Source organism: Shimia thalassica (genome assembly GCF_001458215.1).
Lineage (GTDB): Bacteria > Pseudomonadota > Alphaproteobacteria > Rhodobacterales > Rhodobacteraceae > Shimia > Shimia thalassica.
The window spans coordinates 1,163,508-1,186,733 of record NZ_CYTW01000001.1 but is presented as its reverse complement, the minus strand read 5'-3'; the positions used below and the strand labels follow the sequence as shown (position 1 = coordinate 1,186,733).

General features: G+C 56.7%; 21 protein-coding genes. 9 read left to right on the top strand and 12 right to left on the bottom strand.

Going from position 1 to position 23,226, the window contains the following annotated elements:
• Positions 1-7: 7 nt before the first annotated feature.
• Both PH7735_RS05485 and PH7735_RS05480 read left to right on the top strand, forming a co-directional pair.
• Positions 8-1,342 (top strand): tetratricopeptide repeat protein, encoded by a 1,335-nt coding sequence (locus PH7735_RS05485; RefSeq protein ID WP_058310278.1) that lies wholly within the window; start codon positions 8-10, stop codon positions 1,340-1,342.
• A gap of 186 nt (positions 1,343-1,528) precedes the next feature.
• Positions 1,529-2,710 (top strand): BaiN/RdsA family NAD(P)/FAD-dependent oxidoreductase, encoded by a 1,182-nt coding sequence (locus PH7735_RS05480; protein WP_058311158.1) that lies wholly within the window; start codon positions 1,529-1,531, stop codon positions 2,708-2,710.
• A 47-nt stretch (positions 2,711-2,757) separates the two neighbouring features.
• On the opposite strand, the gene PH7735_RS05475 is transcribed toward PH7735_RS05480, so the two are convergent.
• The 12 genes from PH7735_RS05475 to PH7735_RS05420 form a co-directional block, all read right to left on the bottom strand.
• Positions 2,758-3,174 (bottom strand): hypothetical protein, encoded by a 417-nt coding sequence (locus tag PH7735_RS05475; protein WP_145865265.1) that lies wholly within the window; start codon positions 3,172-3,174, stop codon positions 2,758-2,760.
• A gap of 255 nt (positions 3,175-3,429) precedes the next feature.
• Positions 3,430-4,833 carry a UDP-N-acetylmuramoyl-L-alanine--D-glutamate ligase gene (murD, locus tag PH7735_RS05470; RefSeq protein WP_058310276.1) on the bottom strand — a complete coding sequence of 468 codons (1,404 nt, stop codon included), beginning with the start codon at positions 4,831-4,833 and terminating at the stop codon, positions 3,430-3,432.
• Positions 4,834-5,002: 169 nt separating this feature from the next.
• Complete coding sequence (gene mraY / locus PH7735_RS05465) at positions 5,003-6,085, bottom strand: phospho-N-acetylmuramoyl-pentapeptide-transferase (RefSeq protein ID WP_058310275.1); 1,083 nt, start codon at positions 6,083-6,085, stop codon at positions 5,003-5,005.
• Positions 6,086-7,528: a UDP-N-acetylmuramoyl-tripeptide--D-alanyl-D-alanine ligase gene (locus tag PH7735_RS05460; RefSeq protein WP_058310274.1), complete on the bottom strand. Its 1,443-nt coding sequence runs from the start codon at positions 7,526-7,528 to the stop codon at positions 6,086-6,088.
• Positions 7,525-9,006 carry a UDP-N-acetylmuramoyl-L-alanyl-D-glutamate--2,6-diaminopimelate ligase gene (locus tag PH7735_RS05455; protein ID WP_058310273.1) on the bottom strand — a complete coding sequence of 494 codons (1,482 nt, stop codon included), beginning with the start codon at positions 9,004-9,006 and terminating at the stop codon, positions 7,525-7,527. Before PH7735_RS05455 ends, PH7735_RS05460 begins: the two co-directional genes overlap by 4 nt.
• A 21-nt stretch (positions 9,007-9,027) precedes the next feature.
• Positions 9,028-10,812 carry a peptidoglycan D,D-transpeptidase FtsI family protein gene (locus PH7735_RS05450; protein ID WP_058310272.1) on the bottom strand — a complete coding sequence of 595 codons (1,785 nt, stop codon included), beginning with the start codon at positions 10,810-10,812 and terminating at the stop codon, positions 9,028-9,030.
• Positions 10,809-11,156, bottom strand: a complete 348-nt coding sequence (gene ftsL, locus PH7735_RS05445; protein WP_058310271.1) for a cell division protein FtsL — start codon at positions 11,154-11,156, stop codon at positions 10,809-10,811. The genes PH7735_RS05450 and ftsL overlap by 4 nt, the downstream gene beginning before the upstream one ends.
• Positions 11,156-12,148 carry a 16S rRNA (cytosine(1402)-N(4))-methyltransferase RsmH gene (gene rsmH / locus PH7735_RS05440; RefSeq protein WP_058310270.1) on the bottom strand — a complete coding sequence of 331 codons (993 nt, stop codon included), beginning with the start codon at positions 12,146-12,148 and terminating at the stop codon, positions 11,156-11,158. The genes ftsL and rsmH overlap by 1 nt, the downstream gene beginning before the upstream one ends.
• A 3-nt stretch (positions 12,149-12,151) precedes the next feature.
• Positions 12,152-12,649: a division/cell wall cluster transcriptional repressor MraZ gene (mraZ, locus tag PH7735_RS05435; RefSeq protein ID WP_199534972.1), complete on the bottom strand. Its 498-nt coding sequence runs from the start codon at positions 12,647-12,649 to the stop codon at positions 12,152-12,154.
• A 707-nt stretch (positions 12,650-13,356) separates the two neighbouring features.
• Complete coding sequence (locus tag PH7735_RS05430) at positions 13,357-13,746, bottom strand: carboxymuconolactone decarboxylase family protein (RefSeq protein WP_058310268.1); 390 nt, start codon at positions 13,744-13,746, stop codon at positions 13,357-13,359.
• Positions 13,747-13,897: 151 nt separating this feature from the next.
• On the bottom strand, positions 13,898-14,302 hold the full coding sequence (locus PH7735_RS05425) for a GFA family protein (RefSeq protein ID WP_082645134.1): 405 nt from the start codon (positions 14,300-14,302) through the stop codon (positions 13,898-13,900).
• Positions 14,302-15,351 (bottom strand): alcohol dehydrogenase catalytic domain-containing protein, encoded by a 1,050-nt coding sequence (locus tag PH7735_RS05420; protein ID WP_058311157.1) that lies wholly within the window; start codon positions 15,349-15,351, stop codon positions 14,302-14,304. Before PH7735_RS05420 ends, PH7735_RS05425 begins: the two co-directional genes overlap by 1 nt.
• Positions 15,352-15,633: 282 nt before the next feature.
• Here PH7735_RS05420 and PH7735_RS05415 point away from each other — a divergent pair, with 282 nt between their 5' ends.
• The 7 genes from PH7735_RS05415 (at position 15,634) to ptsP (ending at position 23,188) form a co-directional block, all read left to right on the top strand.
• Positions 15,634-16,218 carry a dimethylsulfonioproprionate lyase family protein gene (locus tag PH7735_RS05415; RefSeq protein ID WP_058310266.1) on the top strand — a complete coding sequence of 195 codons (585 nt, stop codon included), beginning with the start codon at positions 15,634-15,636 and terminating at the stop codon, positions 16,216-16,218.
• Entirely contained in the window at positions 16,215-17,336 is a 1,122-nt protein-coding gene (locus PH7735_RS05410; RefSeq protein WP_058310265.1) for a mandelate racemase/muconate lactonizing enzyme family protein, read from the top strand. The genes PH7735_RS05415 and PH7735_RS05410 overlap by 4 nt, the downstream gene beginning before the upstream one ends.
• Before the next feature lie 179 nt (positions 17,337-17,515).
• On the top strand, positions 17,516-17,998 hold the full coding sequence (locus tag PH7735_RS05405) for an NUDIX hydrolase (protein WP_058310264.1): 483 nt from the start codon (positions 17,516-17,518) through the stop codon (positions 17,996-17,998).
• An 81-nt stretch (positions 17,999-18,079) separates the two neighbouring features.
• The gene (locus PH7735_RS05400) at positions 18,080-18,535 is read left to right on the top strand and encodes a DUF1178 family protein (protein WP_058310263.1); all 456 of its coding nucleotides are present in this window, start codon (positions 18,080-18,082) and stop codon (positions 18,533-18,535) included.
• A 25-nt stretch (positions 18,536-18,560) separates the two neighbouring features.
• On the top strand, positions 18,561-19,205 hold the full coding sequence (locus PH7735_RS05395; protein ID WP_058310262.1) for an SDR family NAD(P)-dependent oxidoreductase: 645 nt from the start codon (positions 18,561-18,563) through the stop codon (positions 19,203-19,205).
• A 141-nt stretch (positions 19,206-19,346) separates the two neighbouring features.
• Positions 19,347-20,585: an aspartate kinase gene (locus PH7735_RS05390; RefSeq protein ID WP_058310261.1), complete on the top strand. Its 1,239-nt coding sequence runs from the start codon at positions 19,347-19,349 to the stop codon at positions 20,583-20,585.
• Between the two features lie 356 nt (positions 20,586-20,941).
• A complete protein-coding gene (gene ptsP, locus PH7735_RS05385) occupies positions 20,942-23,188 on the top strand; it encodes a phosphoenolpyruvate--protein phosphotransferase (RefSeq protein ID WP_058310260.1) in 2,247 nt (748 codons plus the stop codon).
• Positions 23,189-23,226 lie beyond the last annotated feature (38 nt).

Here is a 23,226-nt window from a genome sequence, read left to right as displayed (position 1 = left end):
GTTGAGCGTGAAACAAGACCCAAAAAGCGTTGCTGAACAGATATTTAGTCCTGATCATAAAGCTGCAATCCAAGATGCCCTGCAAAGGGTTCTCGCCAGCGCGCCTTTTGCCGGTTCGCCACGCCTGAAAGCTTTTCTCAGCTATGTTGTCGGGGAAACCCTTGAGGGTCGTGGTGACGACATTCGCGGCAAGTCGGTGGCGGTTGATGTCTACAGTCGCAAACTTGAGGGCGATGCAGGTCTGAATCTGGTTCGCGTTGAGGCCCGCCGCCTACGTCGCTTGTTAACCGAGCATTATGAAGCGGATGGCAAAGACGATCCGGTAATGATTGTGATCGATCCCGGCGGGTACTGTCCGCGCTTTGATTTTCGGGTCGCGCCGGAACCGGTCAGGGATCAGCCCCCTGCGCCGTCAAAACAACCACTTCGATTGACAACGCCCACCATGTTGATCGCCGCCGGAGGTCTCGTGGCCCTGATTGCGGGGTCGGTTTTCCTGTTGCAACCAAAGCCTGCCCCGCCCCCGGCATCATTGCAACATGATCCGGCACGCGTCGCGTTGAGAGAGCACTCTGTCCTGTCCTTACAGGCCAAAAACATCGCAGATCAGGCGCGCGGCATGCTGTTCCCCATCTTTGACCTCAAGCGCCAAGAGCTTGCGCTTGGGATGTTCCAGCATGCCATCGATCTGGACGAGTCCCTGCCCGACGGACACGCAGGCGCGGCACAAACAATGACCGTGATCGGGATGTTTACGCCAGATCACGAGTTGGCGCGTGAGCGTCTTCAAAACGCGCTTGCGTCAGCGAACCGGGCCTTGGAAATCGCACCTGCCGATCCTTGGGCACATGGTGCCATGGCTTTCGTTCTGGCCGCGCTGGAAGACCATGAAACCGCGATTACCCATGCGCAAATTGCGTGGGACCTATCACCTCAAGATGGTCATGTGCTGGACTTGGTCGGAATGGCGGCGATACTGGCAAACGAACCAATGCTTGCGGCGCAGGCCAGTGATCCCGCCTCGCTTCGGGAAGGCTCTGGAAGATTTGGGTCCCGCAACATTTGGGCTGTCTCGCAGCTTATGCTGGGAAACTACCTCGAGACCGTCGAGGCCTTTAAGGGCGCAGCCGCAGCAGGTGCGCCAGTAAGCGCGCCCTCTCTTTTGTTTCAGGCGGTCGCACTGGATCAGATGTCCGAAACCGAACAAGCGCACACTTTGATGTCCGAGCTGAAAAAAACCTGGCCAAGCTTTCCCGCCGCGTTCATCGTAGACGCTATGTTCGCAGACGACTCTGAAATCGAGCAAGCTGTCATGAGCTTGCTGCGGAATACGGACTTTTGAACATGCCCTGGATAATTGCGCCTGTCTGACATCATTCTCTTTTGGGATTTTTGCCTACGCCTGATCTCGCGCCCTTACCAACGGCAATCGCATGGCATCAGGTGATTGTGTCAACCAATGCCTGACCCCGCCCCTTGCCGCCGCTTCGCCCTTGACCCGACCTGTGACATCGGGCACCCCGACATTATGCAATTTGAGACGATCATTCTTGGCGCGGGTGCCGCTGGCATGATGTGCGCGACCCGTACGGGCGGGCGCACGGTGGTGCTGGACCATGCGAAAGCCCCCGGTGAAAAAATACGGATTTCCGGCGGTGGGCGCTGCAACTTTACCAATATGTATGCCGGGCCGGAAAACTTCCTGTCCGAAAACCCGCATTTCTGCAAATCCGCGTTGTCCCGTTACACACAGTGGGATTTTATCGATCTCGTGTCTCGCCATAGCATCGCCTATCACGAAAAAACACTGGGCCAATTGTTCTGTGACAACAGCGCAAAAGACATCATCTCTATGCTGCGGTCAGAGATGCAAAAGGCCGGTGCAGAGCTGCGTCTGGAAACATCGATCCAGAAGGTGTCACATGATGGCGCGCGTTTTGTCGTTGAAACCGAACAGTACGGCAAACATCAAACCCTGAAGAGCCAAAATCTGGTTCTGGCGACAGGTGGCAAATCGATCCCCAAAATGGGCGCAACGGGGTTGTCTTATGACATTGCCCGAAACTTTGGCCTGAATATCCTGCCCACACGCGCGGGACTGGTGCCCTTTACCTTTCGTGATGAACGTTTCAAACCTCTTGCCGGCACGGCCCTGCCCGTTCACGCGACAGCGAACGGAACACGGTTTGAAGAAGCCATGCTATTTACCCATCGCGGTTTGTCCGGTCCTTCCATTCTTCAGATCAGTTCTTATTGGAATGAAGGCCAGCCGATACAAATAAACCTGTTGCCGGACGCCGATCCGTTTACCGCGCTCAGAGACAAGCGAAAGACTGAAGGGCGGCGCAATACGGCAACCGTTCTGAGGCAACTCTTACCGGGGCGATTGGCCGATTTTCTGGCGGACGAGTGGGCGTTGACGGGTAATCTCGCGGATCAGTCCGACAAGGCGCTACAACAGCTGGCGGACCGGTTGACCCATTGGGAGCTGACGCCTTCGGGTACAGAAGGGTATCGCACGGCCGAGGTCACATTGGGCGGGATTGATACAGACGCCCTGTCTTCGAAAACCATGGAGGCGAAATCCGTTCCCGGCCTTTATGCAATCGGAGAAGCCGTTGATGTGACCGGCTGGCTTGGGGGGTTCAACTTCCAGTGGGCTTGGTCATCCGGATGGGCGGCGGGCACCGCTATTTCACAGAAATCATAGGGCGGCGTGGCGCCGTTTCGGATGCCACGTGCTGCCTGTGTCACAGATTACCCACCGTTTTTCTTGAGGTATTTGTACATTTTCTTGTGGCTCGGATACGTCAGGCCCCATTGCATCGCGGCGGGACCAATCAAATGACCGTTGTCGTAAACATCAAATACCATTTTGCCCGAGAGCTTTCCAAAGTCCGGAACAACTATGCTTTCCTTTCCGGTTGATCCGCCGTTTAGAAAGCACTCATTCGAGACAACGCCTCCCTGCTGTGTTGGCTTACCAGTTCCGACACACACAAACCCGAGATCCGCGTTTTCAAAATAGTGAAACGAGTCTCCGTTTCTTTTGCCGGCCAAGCTTCCATAAAGTACCGCATAGCTGTCATCACCTAGCGGCGCGAGGATCACAGATTGAATGCCAAGATATCCCTTGAGACTTCGTTTGTTGATTTTCCCATTCTTTTTGAACATCGCCTGTTTGTTTGGCTTTTCAGGCACAGAAAATTGTTGGGCCTGAACGACCGTGAATTGAAAACTAAAAACCAGTACGAATATTGCACATAACAGGTTACGCATTTTTCGCCCTTTCCATTGCAGCGTTCGCCAGAGAGAGGGCGAAACACGGCCCTTCCAACGCTTGGAAGGAAACGCCTGCGAAAAACATTAATCAAAAATGCTTCTTTATGCGAGAAAAAGCAGACACATGGATCAGCCCCCGTGCACGCGTTACCTTTTGGTGTGGTTTTGGACCAGCTGAATGAAGTCCTCGCCCCGCTTTTCAAAACTGTCATATTGATCAAAGCTTGCCGCAGCTGGCGCCAAAAGGACAACCTCTCCGTCCTGGGCGTCCTGCACCGCCTTGGCCACGGCCACATCCATTGTGGAACAGACTTCGGCGTCGACGCCAGTGAGCTGCATTGCGAAATTGGCGGCTTCGCGACCGATGACATAAGCCTTAACCACTTCACCTGCGTGGTTGGCGAGATCGCCGAGACCGCCTTCTTTCTCTAACCCACCGCAGATCCAGCGAATGCGTTTAAAAGCGCCAAGCGCCTTTTGCGCCGCGTCCACGTTGGTGGCTTTGCTGTCATTCACAAAAGTGACGCCGCCCGTTTCCGCAATGATCTGAGAGCGATGCGGCAATCCGCCAAAACTGTGGAAGGCCTGCTCGATAACACGTGGCGCAAGACCAAGTGAGCGGCATACCGCATAGGCCGCACAGGCGTTTTGGTGATTATGCGCACCGGGCAGGCCCTTGATATTACGCAGGTCAATCGATCCTGCCTGTCGCCCCTTGCGATACTCTGACAGGAATCCTTTCTTTGCGAAGACATTCCACCCCGGGCCAGACAGCTTTTGATCTACTGAAATCCTCAGGACGCGGTCATCCGATGGCCCCATCGACAATTGATTGGCCAGAAAGGACCCTTCGGCCTCGTCCACGCCAATTACGGCGCGATCAGGCCCCCCTTCCGCAAACAACCGGCGCTTGGCCGCAAAATAGCCCCCAAGACCGCCGTGCCGATCCAGATGATCCGGCGAGAGATTGGTGAAAACCGCGATATCCGGAGTCAGGCTTCGGGCAAGTTCGGTTTGATAGCTGGACAGTTCCAGAACCACAACATCCCCGTCTTCGGCCGGATCGATATCCAAAACACCGCGCCCGATGTTCCCCGCCAGCTGCGTGCGGCGTCCCGAGTGATCAAGAACATGATGGATCAGGGCCGATGTGGTGGATTTTCCGTTGGACCCAGTCACCGCCACCACCTTTGGCATGGTTTCGAAGTTGTCCCAATCGCGGGTTGCGAAGGACCGGAAAAACAGGCTGATGTCATTGTCCACAGGCACGCCCGCGCTCAAGGCGGCGGCGACAACAGGGTTTGGCGCCGGATAAAGATGCGGAATTCCGGGCGAGACGATCAACGTCGCAATATCATCAAAGGCGCCTTGGCGGGTAAGCTTGAGGCAGGTGAAACCTTCTTCCTCGGCCCGTTCACGCGCAGCGGCGTTGTCATCCCAACAGATGGCCTCGGCCCCGCCCGCACGCAGCGCACGCGCCGTCGCAAGACCGGAACGCCCCAATCCAAGAACTGCAATTTTCTGCCCTGTAAGCCCCAGTACCGGAATCATCCGCGCGTCCTTTGCTATGCTATTATCGAGAGATTGCCTGCCCGATGGCGGCGGTGCAAGCGGGGGCTTCGCCCCTCTTGGCCTGTGCAGGCCAATTCACCCCAGGATATTTCGGGCCAGAAGAAGCCCTTTTGGGGGAGAAAGCGCGCCATGTCTGGCGCGCCTTGATTTAGCGAATTTTGAGAGTGGCGAGACCGATCATCGCGAGAATGAGCGATATGATCCAGAACCGGATGACAATCTGGGGTTCGGACCAGCCTTTTTTCTCGTAGTGGTGATGGATAGGTGCCATCAGGAAGACGCGTTTGCCGGTGCGTTTGAAATAGAGCACCTGAATGATCACCGACATAGCTTCGACCACAAACAAGCCACCGACGATGCCAAGGACCAGTTCGTGTTTGGTCGACACGGCGATAGCACCAAGCGCACCACCCAAAGCCAAAGACCCAGTGTCACCCATGAAGACCGCAGCGGGTGGCGCATTATACCACAAAAAACCAAGCCCCCCGCCCGCAATCCCTGCGGTAAAAACCAGAATTTCGCCGGTTCCGGGCACATAGTGCAGATCCAGATAGTTGGTAAAGTCGACCCGTCCGACAGCATAGGCGATGATGCCCAACGTGCCTGCTGCAATCATCACCGGCATAATGGCGAGACCATCCAGACCATCGGTCAGGTTCACCGCGTTGGCGGCGCCAACAATGACAATCATCGCGAAGGGCACAAAGACAAAGCCGAGGTTGACCAGCGCGTCTTTGAAAAAGGGCAGTGCGAGTTGCAGTTGCATGCTTTCGGGTTGGAGGTAGGTGGCCCACCACGCCGCAATGGCCGCGATCAGAAAGCCGAGGCCCAAACGGACCTTGCCCGAAACACCGGCGGTGTTCTGTTTCGACACTTTGGCATAGTCGTCTGCAAAACCGATCAGCCCGTAAGACAGCGTTACAAACAGCACCAGCCAGACAAAGCCGTTATCAAGTCGCGCCCACAACAAGGTTGAGGTGCCCAAAGCGCCCACGATCAGCAGGCCACCCATGGTTGGGGTGCCCGCTTTGACAAAGTGGCCTTCGGGGCCGTCTTCACGGATCGGTTGGCCCTTGCCCTGTTTGCGGCGCAGCACATTGATCAGGGGACGCCCGAACAAAAAGCCGAAAATCAGCGCGGTCATAAAGGCCCCACCGGCCCGGAAGGTGATATAGCGGAACAGGTTGAAAAAGTCCCCGCCATCCGACAATGCGGTCAGCCAGTAGAACATCTATGCGTCCTCGTCATTTGATTGCGGGGGGGGATGACCCAGTTTGCGGATGGCGTCAACAATCTTTGCCAATCCCATCGACAATGAGCCCTTTGCGAGCACAGAATCGCCTGCATCGATCAATCCGTGCACCTGCGGAACGATTTCTGCGCTGGTGTCCGCCCAGAGACCACGCTTTTCCAGCGGCAGGGCTTGGTAGAGATTCTGCATCAATGGTCCCACACAATGCACCACATCGATATGATGCATCGCGTCCAGATCGGCGATTGCGGCATGCATCTCTGCTTCATTTGGGCCGAGTTCTTTCATGTCACCGACAAAGGCAATCCGACGGCCCTTGCCGATGCGCCCTATTCCGTCAGTGGGATGTGCAGCCGCCAGAACATCCAGCGCCGCCTCAAGAGAAGTGGGATTTGCGTTATAAGCGTCGTCAATCAGATCAAGTGTCATTTCGACCTCGACCGGATCAAGGTAGATCACTTCGCGCGCACCTCGCCCGGTGAAGGGCACCCAGCGACCGAGGTCTCCGGTGGCTATGGCAAGGTTTGCCCCAAGCGCTTCGACTGCTGCGAGCGCCCCGAGCGCATTCATCGCAAAGTGGCGGCCCGCGCTGTTGATCTTGAACAACAGTGGCTCGCCGCCCGCTTTTGCCTGCGCGACGGTGGTGTCCTCGACAAGATTGACGTTGCCAAGCACCCAATCCGGGGCCGAGGCGCCAAAGGAAACGATCCGAGCCCCCAGAGCGGTTGCCTTTTGCGCCAAGATGTCTGCGGTCTTGATGTCAGCGGGCAAGATGGCCACGCCATTTGGCTCCAGACCTTCCAGAATTGCAGCTTTCTCTTCGGCAATGCCTTCCACATTCTCGAAAGCTTCGAGATGAACGGCGGCTACGGTTGTGATCAGGGCCACATGCGGACGCGCGAATTTTGCCAGTGGGGCGATTTCACCCGGATGGTTCATCCCGATTTCGATCACCGCAAAGTCCGTATCCGCCGGCATACGTGCGAGAGTCAGGGGTACCCCCCAATGGTTGTTATAGCTTGCAACACTGGCGTGGGTTTTGCCTTGCGTCTCGAGCATCGCCCGCAGCATTTCTTTGGTGGAGGTTTTGCCGACCGACCCTGTGACGGCAACCACACGCGCATCTGTGCGGGCACGGGCCGCGCGGCCCAAGTTTTCCAGTGCTGTCAGAACATCCTCGACAATCAACAAAGGCGCATCCGGTGCCACATCGTCGGGAACACGAGACACCAGCGCGGCGCTTGCACCGTTTGCCAAAGCCTGCGCCACAAAATCATGCCCGTCGCGTGCCACAGACAGGGCGACAAACAAATCACCCGGTTGCAAGGTGCGGGTGTCGATGCTGACGCCGGTAACGGCCCAATCCGACGTTGCCCGCCCTCCTGTGGCCTTGCTGGCCTCATCCGCGGTCCAAAGGGTCATGCCATTCCTCCGTCCAGTGCGGCAACAGCAACGCTGGCCTGCTCGCAATCATCGAAAGGCAGGATATCGTCACCGACGATCTGCCCCGTCTCATGGCCTTTTCCGGCAATCATCAACGCATCCCCCGGCTGAAGCGCATCCACCGCTCGCAAGATCGCCTCGGCGCGGTCTCCGACTTCGGTCGCATCCGGGGCACCGTTCATCACGGCACGCCGGATCACGGCCGGATCTTCGCTACGCGGATTGTCATCGGTCACAAACACGACATCCGCATTTTGCGCGGCGGCCTGTCCCATCAAGGGGCGCTTGCCCGCATCCCGGTCGCCGCCAGCGCCGACAATCGCAATCAGGCGCCCCATCACGTGTGGACGCATGGCCTGCAACGCGGTTTCGACGGCGTCAGGCGTGTGGGCATAGTCCACAAACACGGCAGCGCCGTTTTCACGTGTCGCAGCCAGTTGCATCCGTCCACGCACGGTTTGCAGTTCGTGTAAAACTTCGAACACCCGTTCAGGTTCTGCGCCACAGGCGATGGCCAGACCAGCTGCCAAAAGCACGTTTTCCGCCTGAAAACCGCCAATCAGGTTCAACCGCGTCATGTAGGTCTTGCCGCGAAAGGAGAACCGGATGTCCTGACCGGTTGCATCAAAACGCTGTGCCTCCAGAAGCAAATCCGCCCCGTCACGTCCGACGGTGATCAACTCTTGACCTCTGGCGCGGGCAATAGCGGCCATGTCAACGCCGCGTGGATCATCAATATTGATCACGGCAACCCCGTCTTCGGGCAAAACACGGGCAAACAAGCCTGCTTTGGCGTCAAAATAATCTTCAAAGGTTTCGTGATAATCAAGATGGTCTTGGGTGAAGTTGGTAAACCCCGCCGCCCGCAGCTGTACCCCGTCCAGACGGCGCTGTGCCAATCCATGGGAGGATGCTTCCATCGCCGCACATTCGACGCCCGCCTGTGCAGCATCGGCCAAGGTTCGGTGCAATGTGATGGGTTCGGGGGTGGTGTGGTTCAAAGGCGCCTGAAAATCACCTTCGACACCTGTTGTGCCAAGATTTATCGCCGACAAACCCAACTCTTGCCAGATCATCCGCAAAAAGGTCGAAACCGACGTTTTGCCGTTTGTGCCGGTCACGGCTGCCATGACGCCGGGCTGTTCACCGAACCAAAGAGCCGCCGAATAGGCAAGGGTCTGGCGCGGGTCTTCTGCAATAACCAGGGCCGCGTCGGATGTGGCCAGTTCTGCTTTGGCAATGTCTGCGCCTTCTGCATCCGTGAGGATCGCAGATGCGCCCATACGCAAGGCATACTGGATGAATTCGCCACCATGCACCCGCGTTCCGGGAAGGGCGACGAAGAGGAAGCCGTCTTTTACCAGTCGGCTGTCTACGGCGAGACCCGTGATCTCTGGATCTTTCCCTCCGGCTGCCGTCAGTCCCAGTTCGTGAAGAGGTCGTGTTGGTGCTGACATCTGCCCTGCCCTTTTTTGGCGTTAGTTTGAGGTCAGCGTTATATCAGCAAGCCGGCCGGGTTCAACTTCTGGACGCAGCCCAAGAAGCGGTGCCACACGTCCGATCATTTCTGCCGCAACCGGCACCGCAGTCCAGCCCGCAGTACGGCGCGGCTTGGCACCGGATGTTTCGACAGGTTCGTCGAGTGTAACGATCAAAACGTATTTGGGATCATGGGCCGGAAAGATCGACGCGAAGGTCGCGATAACCTTGTCTTCGTAATATCCGCCCCCGCGCTCTTTGGGCTTGTCTGCCGTGCCGGTTTTACCGCCCACAGCATAGCCGGGCACCTCACCGAAACTCGCGGTGCCTTCGGTCACGACCTTGCGCAGCATTTGCCGGGCTTCGCGTGACGAAGCCTCGGACATGACGCGCGGCCCTTCTTGGGGGGTGTCGCGCTTCAGCAAAGTCGGGATCACACGCTTGCCGCCATTGGCAACAGCGGCATAGCCCGCAGCCAGATGCAGCGGGCTGCTTGACAAGCCATGGCCATAAGACACTGTCATTGCAGACAATTCCGACCAGTTTTTCGGCAACAACGGCTGTGCACCTTTGGCTTCGACGATCTCGACTGGTGTGGGATCAAAGAAGCCTAGATCACGCAGGAAATCCTGCTGGCGTTTTGCGCCAATCACCTGTGCCATACGGGCGGTGCCGATGTTGGATGATTTCACGATCACCTTGGTCAACGTCAACTGCGGACCATAGTTGTGAAAGTCCCGAATCTTGAACTTGCCCCAGCGCAAGGGGCCAGCCGTTTTGATCAGGGTTGAAGGACTGGCAAGCCCAAGCTCCATTGCCTGAGCTGCCGTAAAGATTTTAAAGGTCGAGCCAAGCTCGTACAGGCCCTGAACCGCACGGTTGAACAGCGGGCTGTCTGACGGATTGCCTTCGGTTGGCGGACGTGGACGATCATTGGGGTCAAAGTCTGGCAAGCTGGCCAGCGCGAGGATCTCGCCGGTGTGCACATCCATCAGAACCGCGGCGGCCCCTTTGGCATTCAACAGCTTCATACCGCCATAGAGCACCCGCTCTGTCGCGTCCTGCACCGTCAAATCCAACGAAAGCGTCAGCGCCTTACCGCCATTTGCGGGATCGCGCAGCACGTCGTCGAAATAGCTTTCTACACCAGCAACACCGATAACCTCGGCTGCGTGGACGTCTTCTTTGCCAAAGCTGGCACCCCCCATAACATGCGCCGCAAGGCGGCCATTGGGATAAAGACGCATTTCGCGTGGCCCGAAAAGCAAACCGGGGTCACCAATATCATGGACCGCCTGACGTTGCTCAGGGCTAATTTTCTTCTTCACCCAAAGGAACTTACGCTTGCCGGTAAAGTCCCGCACCAAACGGTCTTCATCAAGATCGGGGAAAATCGCAACCAACTCTTGCGCGACCCGTTCTTTATCGATCATCGCTTGTGGCTGGGCATACAAGGAATGCGTTTCGAGGTTGGTCGCCAGAATGCGGCCCTTGCGATCCACAATATCCGCACGCTGGGTCGTGATGGACGATCCACTGGTTGCGGCACGGGGCTCCATCGGTTCCGAAACGGCCAGCAGGGCCATTCTTGCCCCAACGGTGACAAACAGGCCCAAAAAGACCACTGCCATAAAGAACAGGCGGCTTTCTGCACGAGCGCGTGCCTTGTCGCGCATGTCCTCGTGACGCTGGCGGATATTTTCGCGTTCGATCACATCCGGATTTTCACCGGTGTCACGTGCGGGCAAAATGCGGGCCAACGGGCGCAGTGGCGTGCGGATCATGGGTAAGACTCCGCGCTCGAGACATCTACGATGCCATCAATTTCAAGATCGGATTCAAGAGGCGGATAGGTCACCTGATCCACCTTGCCAAACTGGTCGGGGCGCAATGGCAGCAATTGCAGGCTGTCAAAATTCAGCTCGGCCAGATCCCGCAAGCGATCCGGACGGTTGAGATAGGCCCATTCGGCACGCAAAACAGACAACCTTTCACGGGCTGCGCCGATCTCGCGTTGCACTTGGGCGGTTTGGCCGATCATGTTTTGTGTGCGGTAATTTTCACGATAAGCCCAAACAGCCAACCCGATCACGGCCAAAGCAGTCATCAACAAAACAATGCTTCGCATCAGCGACGACCTCCAGCCATGGGCATTCCCAATTGCTTGCCTTCCACCTCGCCTGACGGCGCATCCGTGCGTCGCGCCACGCGCAGCTTTGCCGAGCGCGAACGCGGGTTAACGGCCAATTCATCATCATCCGGCCCGACGGCTTTGCGCGTCACCAGTTCAAAGGCGGGTTTTTCCTGTTCGATTTCGGGGGCGTACCGGTTGACGCTTCCGGTCTTGCCAGCGCGTGTCTGCATGAAACGCTTTACCATGCGATCTTCGATCGAATGGAACGTCACAACCGCAAGCAATCCGCCCGGCTTTAACGCGCGTTCGGCGGCCTGAAGGCCACGGAACAATTCGCCATATTCGTCGTTCACTGCAATGCGCAAGGCCTGAAAGCTGCGGGTTGCGGGATGCGAACGCCCCGGTTTGGCACGCGGAAGGCACCCTTCGACCACTTCGGCCAATTTTAACGTAGAGGTAATCGGCTCAATCTCGCGCTCCCGCAAGATCGCGCGTGCGATGCGCCGACTGGCACGTTCTTCTCCGTAGTGAAACAGGATATCTGCGATCTCGGTTTCCGATGCGGTGTTCACGATGTCTGCGGCGCTCATGCCGTCCTGTGACATGCGCATGTCCAAAGGACCGTCACGCAAGAAGGAAAAGCCGCGCTCCGCAAGATCCAGCTGCATCGAGCTCACGCCAAGGTCCAGAACCACACCGTCCAGATCCTGTGCGAATTCGTCCATGCGGGAAAAGACACCCTGCACCATGCGGATGCGATTGCCATAGTCCCCAAGCCAGCTTTCTGCCATTTTAAAAGCCAGCGGATCGCGATCAACGCCGATCACCTGATCCGCGCCGGCATCCAACAATCCACGTGTATACCCACCCGCGCCAAATGTGCCATCCAGCCATGTTCCCGCAATCGGGCCGCACGTTTTAAGGATTGGGCCAAGCAGTACAGGAATATGAGGAGCATCGTCAGAAGGTGTTGGCAGGTCCGACATGCCTTACCCTCCAAATCCATCCAGATAGACCGCAGGGTCTAGATCCGGGTCAAAATCATCATCAGGCTCAAGCTGAGCCGCAAAGTTCTCTTCGTAAGTCTCGGGGTTCCAGACTTCGAACGTATCGCCCTTACCAGCAAAGAAGGCAGTGCCGTCCAAACCGATTTTGTCGCGCAACTCTTTGGGCAGCACAAGCCGCCCGGTGCCATCAACGTTGGTTTCAAGCGATTGCTGAAGGTAAAGGCGGGACAACGCGAGACGGCGTTTGTCGCCGCGGCCCATTTTCAGGATGCGGTCTTCGACTTCGTCCATCGCGTTAATTGTAAAGCATTCGAGATAATTACGGGTATGACCGCCATAGACGATCACAAGGGTTGGCGCTTCGCCACTTTCCCAATTCGGATCACCAGATTCGAGCACACGGCGAAATGAGGCAGGAATCGAGACCCTACCCTTAGCATCCACCTTATGGTGGCTTTCACCTCTGAACCTGCGTGCCACTGCCTGCCCGGTCCTTCTCTCCTGTCCCCGTGTCTGTTTCATGGTCCCTTAGACGGGAAACGGCGGTTTGATCTGCTGCCACTGATCAAACCGCCGCCCTCGTCCCGTCTAGCGGGGTGTCCAGCTGCGCGCGCCACCTGGGGGGATGTCTGCTCGCCCGCGCGCCGGATCTCTTGGTTCGATGAAAGCGGGGCCTGTATGAAACCTGACTTGGGATTTTCTTGGGGTCTTTAGTCGCCCCTTTTTTATTTCCCGTCCTCATCGTGTAATCAAGGAATGACATGGGAATTCATGGGAAGCAACAGAAATTTTTGGGAATTATCGTTGTAAATCGATTCTGAGATTCACTGAAATCAAGATAATGGGGTCCCATTCGAACCACAACACCCCACATATATGCAGACACGTGACCAAGATACACGACATATGCCACCAACCACTCAAAACAAGCAATTCCCGCAATTTCCCAATTTTTTCATGCCAATGCCTTTTTTTTGGACATGGCCTCTTTGGGATCACAGGGAAAACCGGCTGTTTTCGCTGGAAATCTGTCCTAGTCGGCGATTTGATTCGGAGAGATCACAGCAAAATGGACGCCTGATCCCATAAATTCCCACAAGCGGGACGTTCTCCCATACCGGCCCTACGACAAAGGGGCGCTCAAACAGAGACGCCCCTTGGATTACTCGTACATTGGATGGCTTGAACTAGAGCATCCCGCGCTCGTCCAGAACCTTGCGGGCGGCGCGGAAACATTCAAGCGCTTGCGGCACACCGCAATAGATCGCGACAACATGAATGATCGCGCGGATCTCTTCTTTGCTGACACCGTTGTTCAGCGCACCCTTACAATGAAGCTCCCACTCGTGCATTTTGCCCAGCGCGCCAATCATGGCGAGGTTCATCATGCTGCGGGTTTTGGCATCGATGACATCATCGCCCCATCCAAACCCCCAGCACCACGCGGTCATCGCCTCTTGGAAGGGGCGGGAAAAATCATCCGCCGCAGCAAGGTTCTTTTCCACATATTCTGCACCCAAGGTGGATTTGCGTTGCTCTAGCCCCTGCAGGAACAGGTCTTCGTCAAAAAGGCTCATTAATATTGTCTCCGGTTTTGAACGTGCGCGCAGCACAGTGTGGCGTTCACAAATGAATGTAGATTTGAGTGAATGTCGATTGGCAAACGCACCATACGCAAGAGAGCACCGCCATTTGATCTACAGCCCCCCCCCTACAGAAAAATGGACGTTATTTCGTGGTTTCGGCCGAAGCATCATGTTTAGGAAGAAACGCCGCGCCGCCTTCCCAGACCACACGCTCGGCCCAATGATAATGCTCGCGCGGTGGAACACGGTTCGGATCATCCAGCGTCAAAGACATCAGATGTGTCTCTTCCGGCCATTTTTCATTTTTGTAGTAGACCGGCGCACCACACTCAGCGCAAAACCCGCGCTCGACCCCGACGGAAGAGGCATATGTCGACAGGCGTCCATTGATGCGCAATTCCGCGCGGGGCACGCCGAAAAACGGCACCATTGGCGCCGCGTTGGCGCGTCTGCAACTTTCACAATGACAGATACCGGACCAAAGCACCGTTCCCTCGCTGGTCCATGTGACCTGCCCGCACAGGCAGCGGCCGTTTAACTCTTCCATTAGACTGTCATCCTGTTGATCACCGTAACACCAGCGGGTTGCGTCCCATCCATCTCCCGCAGCGCATTTCCCAATTGCGACAAAGACAAGCTGCGCGTCACCAAACCACCGAGGTTCAGCCGCCCTGCCGAGATCATATCAAACAAGGCCGGAAACCCCGTCGCGCCCAGACCGCGCATTCCGTGCAAACTCAGCTGTCGCGCATAAACCAGCTCTAAAAGCGGAAGCGTGACAGCGGCGTGATCTCCGACGGGCATTCCAACTTGTATGTGTCGCCCAAGCTTTCGAAGGGAGCGTAATGTATTGTCAAACGTGGCGCTCACGCCCAGCGCGTCTAACGAAACATGCGCGCCACCCTCCGTCATATCGCGCACGACCGCGCCGACATCCCCAATTCCGGAGGCATTGAGCGTTTCATTTGCCCCCATAAGCCGCGCTTGGGTCAATGCGTCCTCGCTCACATCGACGGCAAGAATACGCGCGCCCAAGGCAGCCGCGATCAAAATCGCAGAAAGCCCGACTCCGCCACATCCATGCACGACCACCCATTCGCCGGGTTTCAAACCCGCGCGATCCGTCAGCGCACGCCACGCAGTTGTGACACGACAGCCCATGCCGGCTGCATCTTCAAAGCTGACAGCTTCGGGAAGCCGCACAAGATTGTAATCTGCATGCGGGATTGCCACGGCCTCGGCAAAGGCCCCCCAAAACGAAAACCCGATGACCTGCTGTTTGTTGCACACCGTTGGCTGCCCCGTTTGGCAATCAGGGCAATGCCCGCAGCCCAGAATAAACGGGGCCGTCACGCGATCCCCCACCTGAAAACGATGACAGTCGGCCCCGACTTCTATCACTTCTCCTGAAAATTCATGCCCCATGACATGCGGCAGTTCCACATCAGGATCCGCACCTTGCCAGGCATGATGGTCGGACCTGCACACACCACAGGCGCGCACGCCAACAATCACCCCGTCACGCGGACATGCCGGATCAGGCACATTCGCCAGTTTCGGCTCTGCTCTATAGGTTTCGAGAAGGGCAGCTTTCATCAACACACTCGCATTCAGGATAGAAAGAAGGACTGGAACCGGCGCGACGTCATCTGCACCAAGGCCAGTTTGACCCGTCTTGCCCGCCCTTTCAAAGGAAAACGTGCGGCAATCACACCAAGCATCCGCTCTCATACGCAAAGACCAAAGCCGACATTGCACGTGTCGCTGTTGATGCAGAACAGCACAGTTTTCGATGAGACGGTTTTGCTATTGGGACACTCTATTCAGCACAGGAGGCACGCGCATGTTTCAGCCACACTCGCACGTCATGGTGACGACATGACCTGTATGCATTCCGCATTGGCCTCTGCACGGTCAGTATGCAACTGGCATCCAGACATGCGGGCCTTTACCGAATGGCCCGTTGAAGTACCCGAGACAGATACCCCGCCCCTGAAGGTTCCTGCTGTTTCACAGGTCGAGACACTGTCCTGCTCCGACGCTGAACTGACCCGCCCTTTGGTACAAAGTATAAAAGCGGCCGCAAACGAGGGTCACTGGATCCAGACCTATACCGAAGAGCAGGTCGGGCGGCACTTTCTGGCCAATTACGGCTACTTTGAACTGGTTGGTCCAAAGGGTCATTTTCACAGCAACCACTTGCGTGCCTTCGTGGCCTATTGGGGCGCTGGGTTGAAGTATGACTGGCACCATCACGAAGCTGAAGAGATCTATCTTTGCCTTGCAGGGGGCGCGACGTTTTATGCAGACGGCCGCGCCCCTGTTAAGGTGTCCCCCGGAAAGGCCGTGTTTCACGCATCCCACCAAAGCCATGCCATGATGACCACTGACCAGCCCATCCTGACCCTTGTATTATGGCGCGGCGCAGGGCTGGCTGGCTTGCCAAGAATGGATAACGCATGAAAATCGTTCGTATCGAGGCCTATCAAGTCGACCTTCCTTATTCCGGAGGCACCTATCGTTTGTCCGGTGGACGCACATATCAATCGTTTGATGCCACCTTTGTGCGCGTCGTGACAGATTGCGGATTGGATGGCTGGGGCGAAAGCACACCTTTTGGTAACAATTACATCGCCGCACATGCCCGCGGCGTTCGCGCCGGTCTTGAGGATTTGGTGCCAGCCCTTTTGGGGGCAGATCCGCGCCTTTGTGACCGGATCAACGATCAGATGGATTTCGCCCTTTTAGGGCACCATCATACCAAGGCCCCTCTGGATATTGCCTGCTGGGATATTTTCGGCAAATCGACGGGCCTGCCGGTGTGTGATCTGTTGGGCGGACGTATTGCCGGACCCGTACCGGTGATTTCGTCCATCGGCAGCGACACGCCAGAGGCGATGCGCGCGAGCGTGGCGCGCCATCGTGCGCTTGGGTTTATGGGGCATTCGATCAAGGTTGGTGCGACCGAAGCAGAAGGCGGGCCAATGATCGATGCAGAACGTATTCGGGCATGTCTGGCCGACCGCCAGGCCGGCGAATGGTTTCTGGCAGATGCCAACAACGGAATGAGCCCCGAACAGGCGCTGCGCCTTCTGGCATTGTTGCCGGACGGGCTCGATTTTGTGCTGGAAGCCCCCTGCCCGTCATGGCGCGAAACCCTTTCGCTGCGCCAACGTTGCTCTGTGCCTTTGCTTCTGGACGAGTTGATACAGACGGAAGAGGATCTTGTTCATGCGATCCAAACGGATGCCTGTGATGGGGTTGGCCTCAAAATCACCAAACAAGGCGGGCTGACGCGCACCCGCCGCCAACGCGAGATTGCACGGGCGGGCGGTCTGGTGACCTCGGTCCAGGACACCACCGGATCAGAGATTGCGTTTGCTGCGATCCTCCACATGGCACAATCCACACCGCGCCATATGCTGCGACACGCATTGGACCCTCGCGCGATGGTGACATGTTCAACCGCGACCTTTGAGGCGCCGCTTGTGAATGGCGGCGCAGAAGCCCCCAATTTGCCCGGTTTGGGAATTACCCCCGATTTGGAGGTCATGGGCGATCCCGTTGCGGTCTGGCAATAGCATTCTTCGCGCAAATTAAAGGCACCTGCGGGATTGCAAAAACGCACTCAGTTGTAGCAATGGCGGCCTGCTCTACAATATTTTGCGATTTTTCAAAAAACCCGTTTGCGCGGCTCACAAGGTACATTATGTGTAAAGTAGTAGCCTAGCATGGCACTTCACGAAGACCGGAGTGGCGGATGACACTGCATATCGCGAAACCGCGTCCGATCATGATGCACAGCGCCCGTAAGACCGATTTACGAGCACAATTTGCTGCACTTGTGTATCGCGTCCAGAATGACAAAACGCAGGTTCTTTTGATCACCAGCCGCAAGACGCGACGCTGGATCATTCCAAAAGGATGGCCGATGTCCGGCCTGACACCTTCTGAAGCCGCGGCTCAGGAAGCATGGGAAGAAGCAGGCGTCAAAGGCATCACACACGATGCGCCCTTGGGCAGTTATTTCTATTCCAAAACGATCAAGACACGTGGCGGCCCCATGCCGATGCCCGTGATGACGATCGTTTATCCCATGCAGGCCCGAAAGCTGGCCTCGAAATACCCCGAAGCCGGACAGCGGCGGCGTAAATGGTTGAGCCCCAAAAAGGCGGCCTTGCGCGTGAAAGAACCGGAACTGGCACAGATCTTGCGCAAATTCGACGCACGCCTTTTGCGTTAGTCTATCATCCAGCTTGATCGCTTTGGCGCGCGCGCCTATCTTTGTACGACTGGCCCAACGCAAACTTTTAGATCGAACGTCATGATCCAATACACTTTGAAATGCGCACAAGACCACCGGTTCGATAGCTGGTTTCAATCTGCTGATGCTTTTGACAAGCTCAAATCTGCAGGCATGGTCTCGTGTGCCGTGTGTGGTGACCCGCATGTCGAAAAAGCGATCATGGCCCCCCGCGTGAGACCTGCGCGAAATGCGGCGGCGGCCCCTGCCTCGCAAGCCGAACAACCGGCGGCCCCGTCCCTGAGCGCGCCTGCAAACGAGATGGAAAAAGCGGTGTCGGATCTGAAAAAACAGATCGAGGCCAATTCGGATTACGTCGGCAAGGACTTTGCCAAAGAAGCGCGCGCTATGCACACGGGCGAAACCCCCGAGCGGTCGATTTATGGAGAAGCCAAGCTGGACGAGGCCAAGGCCCTGATTGACGAAGGTATATCGGTGGCGCCGTTGCCTTTCCGTCCCGGACGTAAATCAAACTGAGACTTCCCCAGACAGGATACATTCCATGCACGTGGTCATCACCGGCGCAAACCGAGGAATAGGACAGGCTCTTGATGCCCGTTATAAAGCAGCGGGTCACGATGTGTCCGGAACGTCACGCGCCGGAGGCGAGTTTTTGCGCCTGGACGTCACACGCCCGGAAGACCATCAAGCCATGGCAACAACGCTGGACAGCCGCCCCGTTGACCTGTTGATTTGTAATGCCGGAGTGTATTTGGACAAACACGAAAACCTTGCAGATGGCTACCCCGCCCAAATGTGGGCCGATACGATGTCCGCAAATGTTACCGGCGTATTTTTGACTACCCAGAACTTGCTGCCGAACCTTCAAATGGCGCAAAATCCCAAGATCGCGATTATTTCGTCCCAGATGGCGTCGCAAGAACGCGCGCCTGGCGGTTCTTATATCTATCGCGCCTCCAAGGCCGCTGTTCTCAATCTCGGCCGCAACCTGTCCAAGGATCTGGCCCATATCGGTATCGCCGTTGGCATTTATCACCCCGGATGGGTCAAGACAGACATGGGAACAGATGCTGCAGAAATCACCGTCGACCAAAGCGCAGACGGTCTTGTTACGTGTTTTGCGGACCTGAGCATGGACGACACCGGGTGTTTTCGCACTTGGGACGGACGCCCCCACCCGTATTGATCCCAGAGCAAGGCCTACAAGGCGGCACACAGATTTACCGCGACATTTCGCACAATCCGGTGTCGTTTCAAGCCAACCGTGCTTGCCTCCTGCCCCACATCCGCGTAAACCGCCTTTCAATCTAAGGCCAAGGGAAGATCAATGCCCGTTCTCGTGATGAAATTCGGCGGCACATCCGTCGCCAACCTGGATCGCATCAAACGCGCCGCCAAGCGGATCGGCGTTGAAGTGGCAAAGGGCTATGACGTCATCGTCATTGTCTCGGCCATGTCTGGTAAAACCAACGAATTGGTTGGCTGGGTCAACGAAACGTCACCCCTGTGTGATGCGCGCGAATACGATGCTGTGGTGTCGTCCGGTGAAAACGTGACCGCCGGTTTGATGGCGCTGACGTTGCAGGAAATGAACATTCCCGCGCGCAGCTGGCAAGGCTGGCAAGTGCCGGTCAAAACCACCTCTGCACACAGCCAGGCACGCATCGAAGAAATTCCAAGCGAAAACATCACCGCCAAATTTGCCGAAGGCATGAAAGTTGCGGTGGTTGCCGGTTTCCAGGGCGTCAGCCCCGAAGGTCGCATCACGACACTGGGCCGAGGTGGGTCTGACACGACTGCGGTGGCGTTTGCCGCGGCATTCGATGCGGAACGCTGCGACATCTATACGGATGTCGACGGTGTTTACACGACAGATCCACGCGTGTCTGAAAAGGCCCGCAAGCTGGATAAAATCGCCTTTGAAGAGATGCTGGAACTGGCATCTCTTGGGGCCAAGGTTCTACAAACCCGCTCGGTCGAACTGGCCATGCGCTACAAAGTGCGCCTGCGGGTGCTTAGCTCTTTTGAAGAACAATCCGACGATGCAGGAACGCTCGTTTGTGATGAGGAGGAAATCATGGAATCCAATGTTGTTGCCGGTGTCGCCTTCAGCCGTGACGAAGCCAAGATGACCCTTATCTCGGTTGCTGACCGTCCGGGCATCGCGTCGATCATTTTTGGCTGCCTGTCCGATGCAGGCGTAAACGTCGACATGATCGTGCAAAACATCTCCGAGGAAGGTCGCACCGACATGACCTTCTCACTGCCAACCGATCAGGTCAGCCGCGCGGAAAAAGCGCTGGACGCCCTGAAGGACACCGGCGGTTTGAACTTCGGTGAACTTGATGTGGATGGCGATGTCGCCAAGGTTTCCGTCGTAGGTATCGGCATGCGCTCGCAATCCGGCGTGGCCGCGAAGATGTTCAAAGTGCTGTCGGATGACGGCATCAACATCAAGGTGATCACGACTTCCGAGATCAAGATCTCGGTTCTGATCGACCGGAAGTATATGGAACTGGCGGTTCAAGCCCTGCACGATGCATTCGAGCTTGAAAAGACAGCCTGATACTAATTGGGGGCGGCCTGACGGGTCGCCCTTTTTTTCTTATTTGACGACATTTGTTAGCATGGCGCCCGTTTTGAAGGCGCTCCCTGATACTCCAACTAATTTCTGTTTCTTTAAACACTATGCGCCGGCGTATGCTTGGCAATTTCGTACCATTTCTGCTGCGCCTGATCGGCGCGAACATCACCAATAAATACGCTACCAAGACTTGAAACGCCCCCTACGCCCCATCACTCCGCCTGCATATGTGCCATTTTTCGCCACTCAACTAATGCGTGTGTGTGATTTGAGTTTTGATTTCTCCCGTGGTGTGTTCTATTCCAAGAGCTAAGACCCTGTGAAGGATGCCCTTTAAGATGGCACAAGACCCGCAATTCGAAAGTCGCAAGCTGCTTGGCCGCTTGCGTGACACACTCGCCGAGGACTCGGCGGGTCAGGAACGTCTTGACCGGATCACACATCTGATCGCGTCTTCCATGGGCACCGAAGTGTGCTCGATCTACCTGTTCCGCGACGAGGAAACGCTCGAGCTGTGCGCCACCGAAGGTCTTAAGCCGGAAGCGGTCCACCAGACCCGCCTGCGCATTGGTGAGGGGCTTGTCGGCCGCGTCGCAAAAACGTCGCGCACTGTGAATACGCCTGATGCCCCTTCTGAACAGGGTTTCCGCTATATGCCGGAAACCGGTGAGGAAATTTATTCTTCCTTCAGCGGCGTGCCCATTCAACGGCTGGGTGAAAACCTCGGTGTGCTTGTGGTGCAATCCAAAGAAGCACGCAATTTTTCTGCCGACGAAATCTATGCGCTGGAAGTTGTGGCGATGGTCCTTGCGGAAATGACCGAGCTGGGCGCGTTTATCGGCGACAATGACGCCATGCAGGCGCGCCACCGCCAATCTGTACTCATCCGTGGGGCCTGCGCCCAAGAGGGTGCCGCAGAAGGCCGCGTATGGCTGCACGAACCGCGCGTTGTCGTCACCAACCCGATTGCCGACGATCCCGATATTGAGTTGAAACGCCTGCATGATGCGGTTGATCAGCTGCGCGTTGGCGTGGACAAAATGCTGGACGGTGCGGCAGGCGGCGACAAGGAACAGCTTCAGGTTCTCGAAGCCTATCGCATGTTTGCCAATTCCAAAGGCTGGATGCGACGGATGGAACAGGACATCGCACAGGGCCTGTCAGCCGAAGCCTCGGTTGAAAAAGAACAGAACACCGCACGCACCCGCATGGAGCAGGTCACCGACCAATACTTGCGCGAGCGTTTGCATGATCTGGACGATCTGTCGAACCGGTTGTTGCGCATCCTGACGGGACAAGGTTCGCAAACAGGCGCAGAAATGCCGCCGGACCCGATCCTGATTGCGCGCAACATCGGCCCTGCGGAATTGCTGGAATACGGTCGCGGCCTTAAAGGGATCGTGCTCGAGGAAGGATCCGTTGGATCCCACGCGACAATTGTTGCCCGCGCCCTTGCCATTCCTTTGGTGATCCATTCGGATCGCATCACCACAGAAGCCTTGAACGGCGATCACATCATGGTCGACGGGGATCAGGGCGTGGTCCATCTGCGCCCCGACGAAAGCGTCGTCACGGCATTTCGCGATAAGATCGCGATGCAGGCGCAGGCGCAACAACGCTATGCCTCGATCCGCGACAAGACCGCCACAACACTTGATGGCATCACCATATCGCTGCAAATGAATGCCGGCCTTATGGCTGACCTGCCAAGCCTCGAAAATTCCGGCGCGGAAGGTGTGGGGTTGTTTCGGACAGAACTACAGTTCCTTGTGCGCAACCAGATGCCCAAACGTTCTGAGCTTTCTGCGCTTTACAGCCGCGTCATGGACGCAGCCCAAGGCAAGCGCGTGGTCTTCAGAACCCTCGATATCGGCTCGGACAAAGTTCTGCCCTACATGACCCCTGAAGACGAGCCAAACCCGGCATTGGGCTGGCGGGCCATTCGGGTTGGTCTTGATAAACCCGGTGTCATGCGGATGCAGTTGCAGGCGCTTTTGCGTGGCGCGAACGGCCGTCCGCTGGCTGTGATGTTCCCTTTTGTGGCGCAATACGAAGAATACACCCGCGCCGCGGAAGAGTTGGAAAAAGCCAAGGAACGGGAACGCATCTTGGGGCACCCCCTGCCAGAGCGGATTGAGATTGGTGCCATGCTCGAAACGCCGAGTCTCGGGTTCGCACCGCAGAAGTTCTTCGAGGAAGTTGGGTTTCTCTCGATTGGCGGCAACGATTTGAAGCAATTCTTCTTTGCGGCAGATCGCGAAAACGAACGTGTCCGCCGGCGCTATGACACGCTGAACATCAGTTTCCTGTCCTTCCTAGAGGGCATCGTCAACCGCTGTAACACCACAAAAACACCGCTGAGCTTTTGTGGTGAGGATGCAGGGCGTCCTATCGAAGCCTTGTGTCTTGCAGCCATGGGTCTGCGCACCTTGTCGATGCGCCCCGCCTCGATCGGACCTGTTAAAAGCTTGATAAGACGGACAAACCTGACACAGCTGCGCCAGATCATCGTAGACTCGCGCGAACGTGGCGATCAATCCGTCCGCCCTGCCGTGATGGAGTTCCTGCGCAAAAACGGAGGGTGACGCGTCACGTGCGGGCCATCGTCCACTCAAGGGTTTGT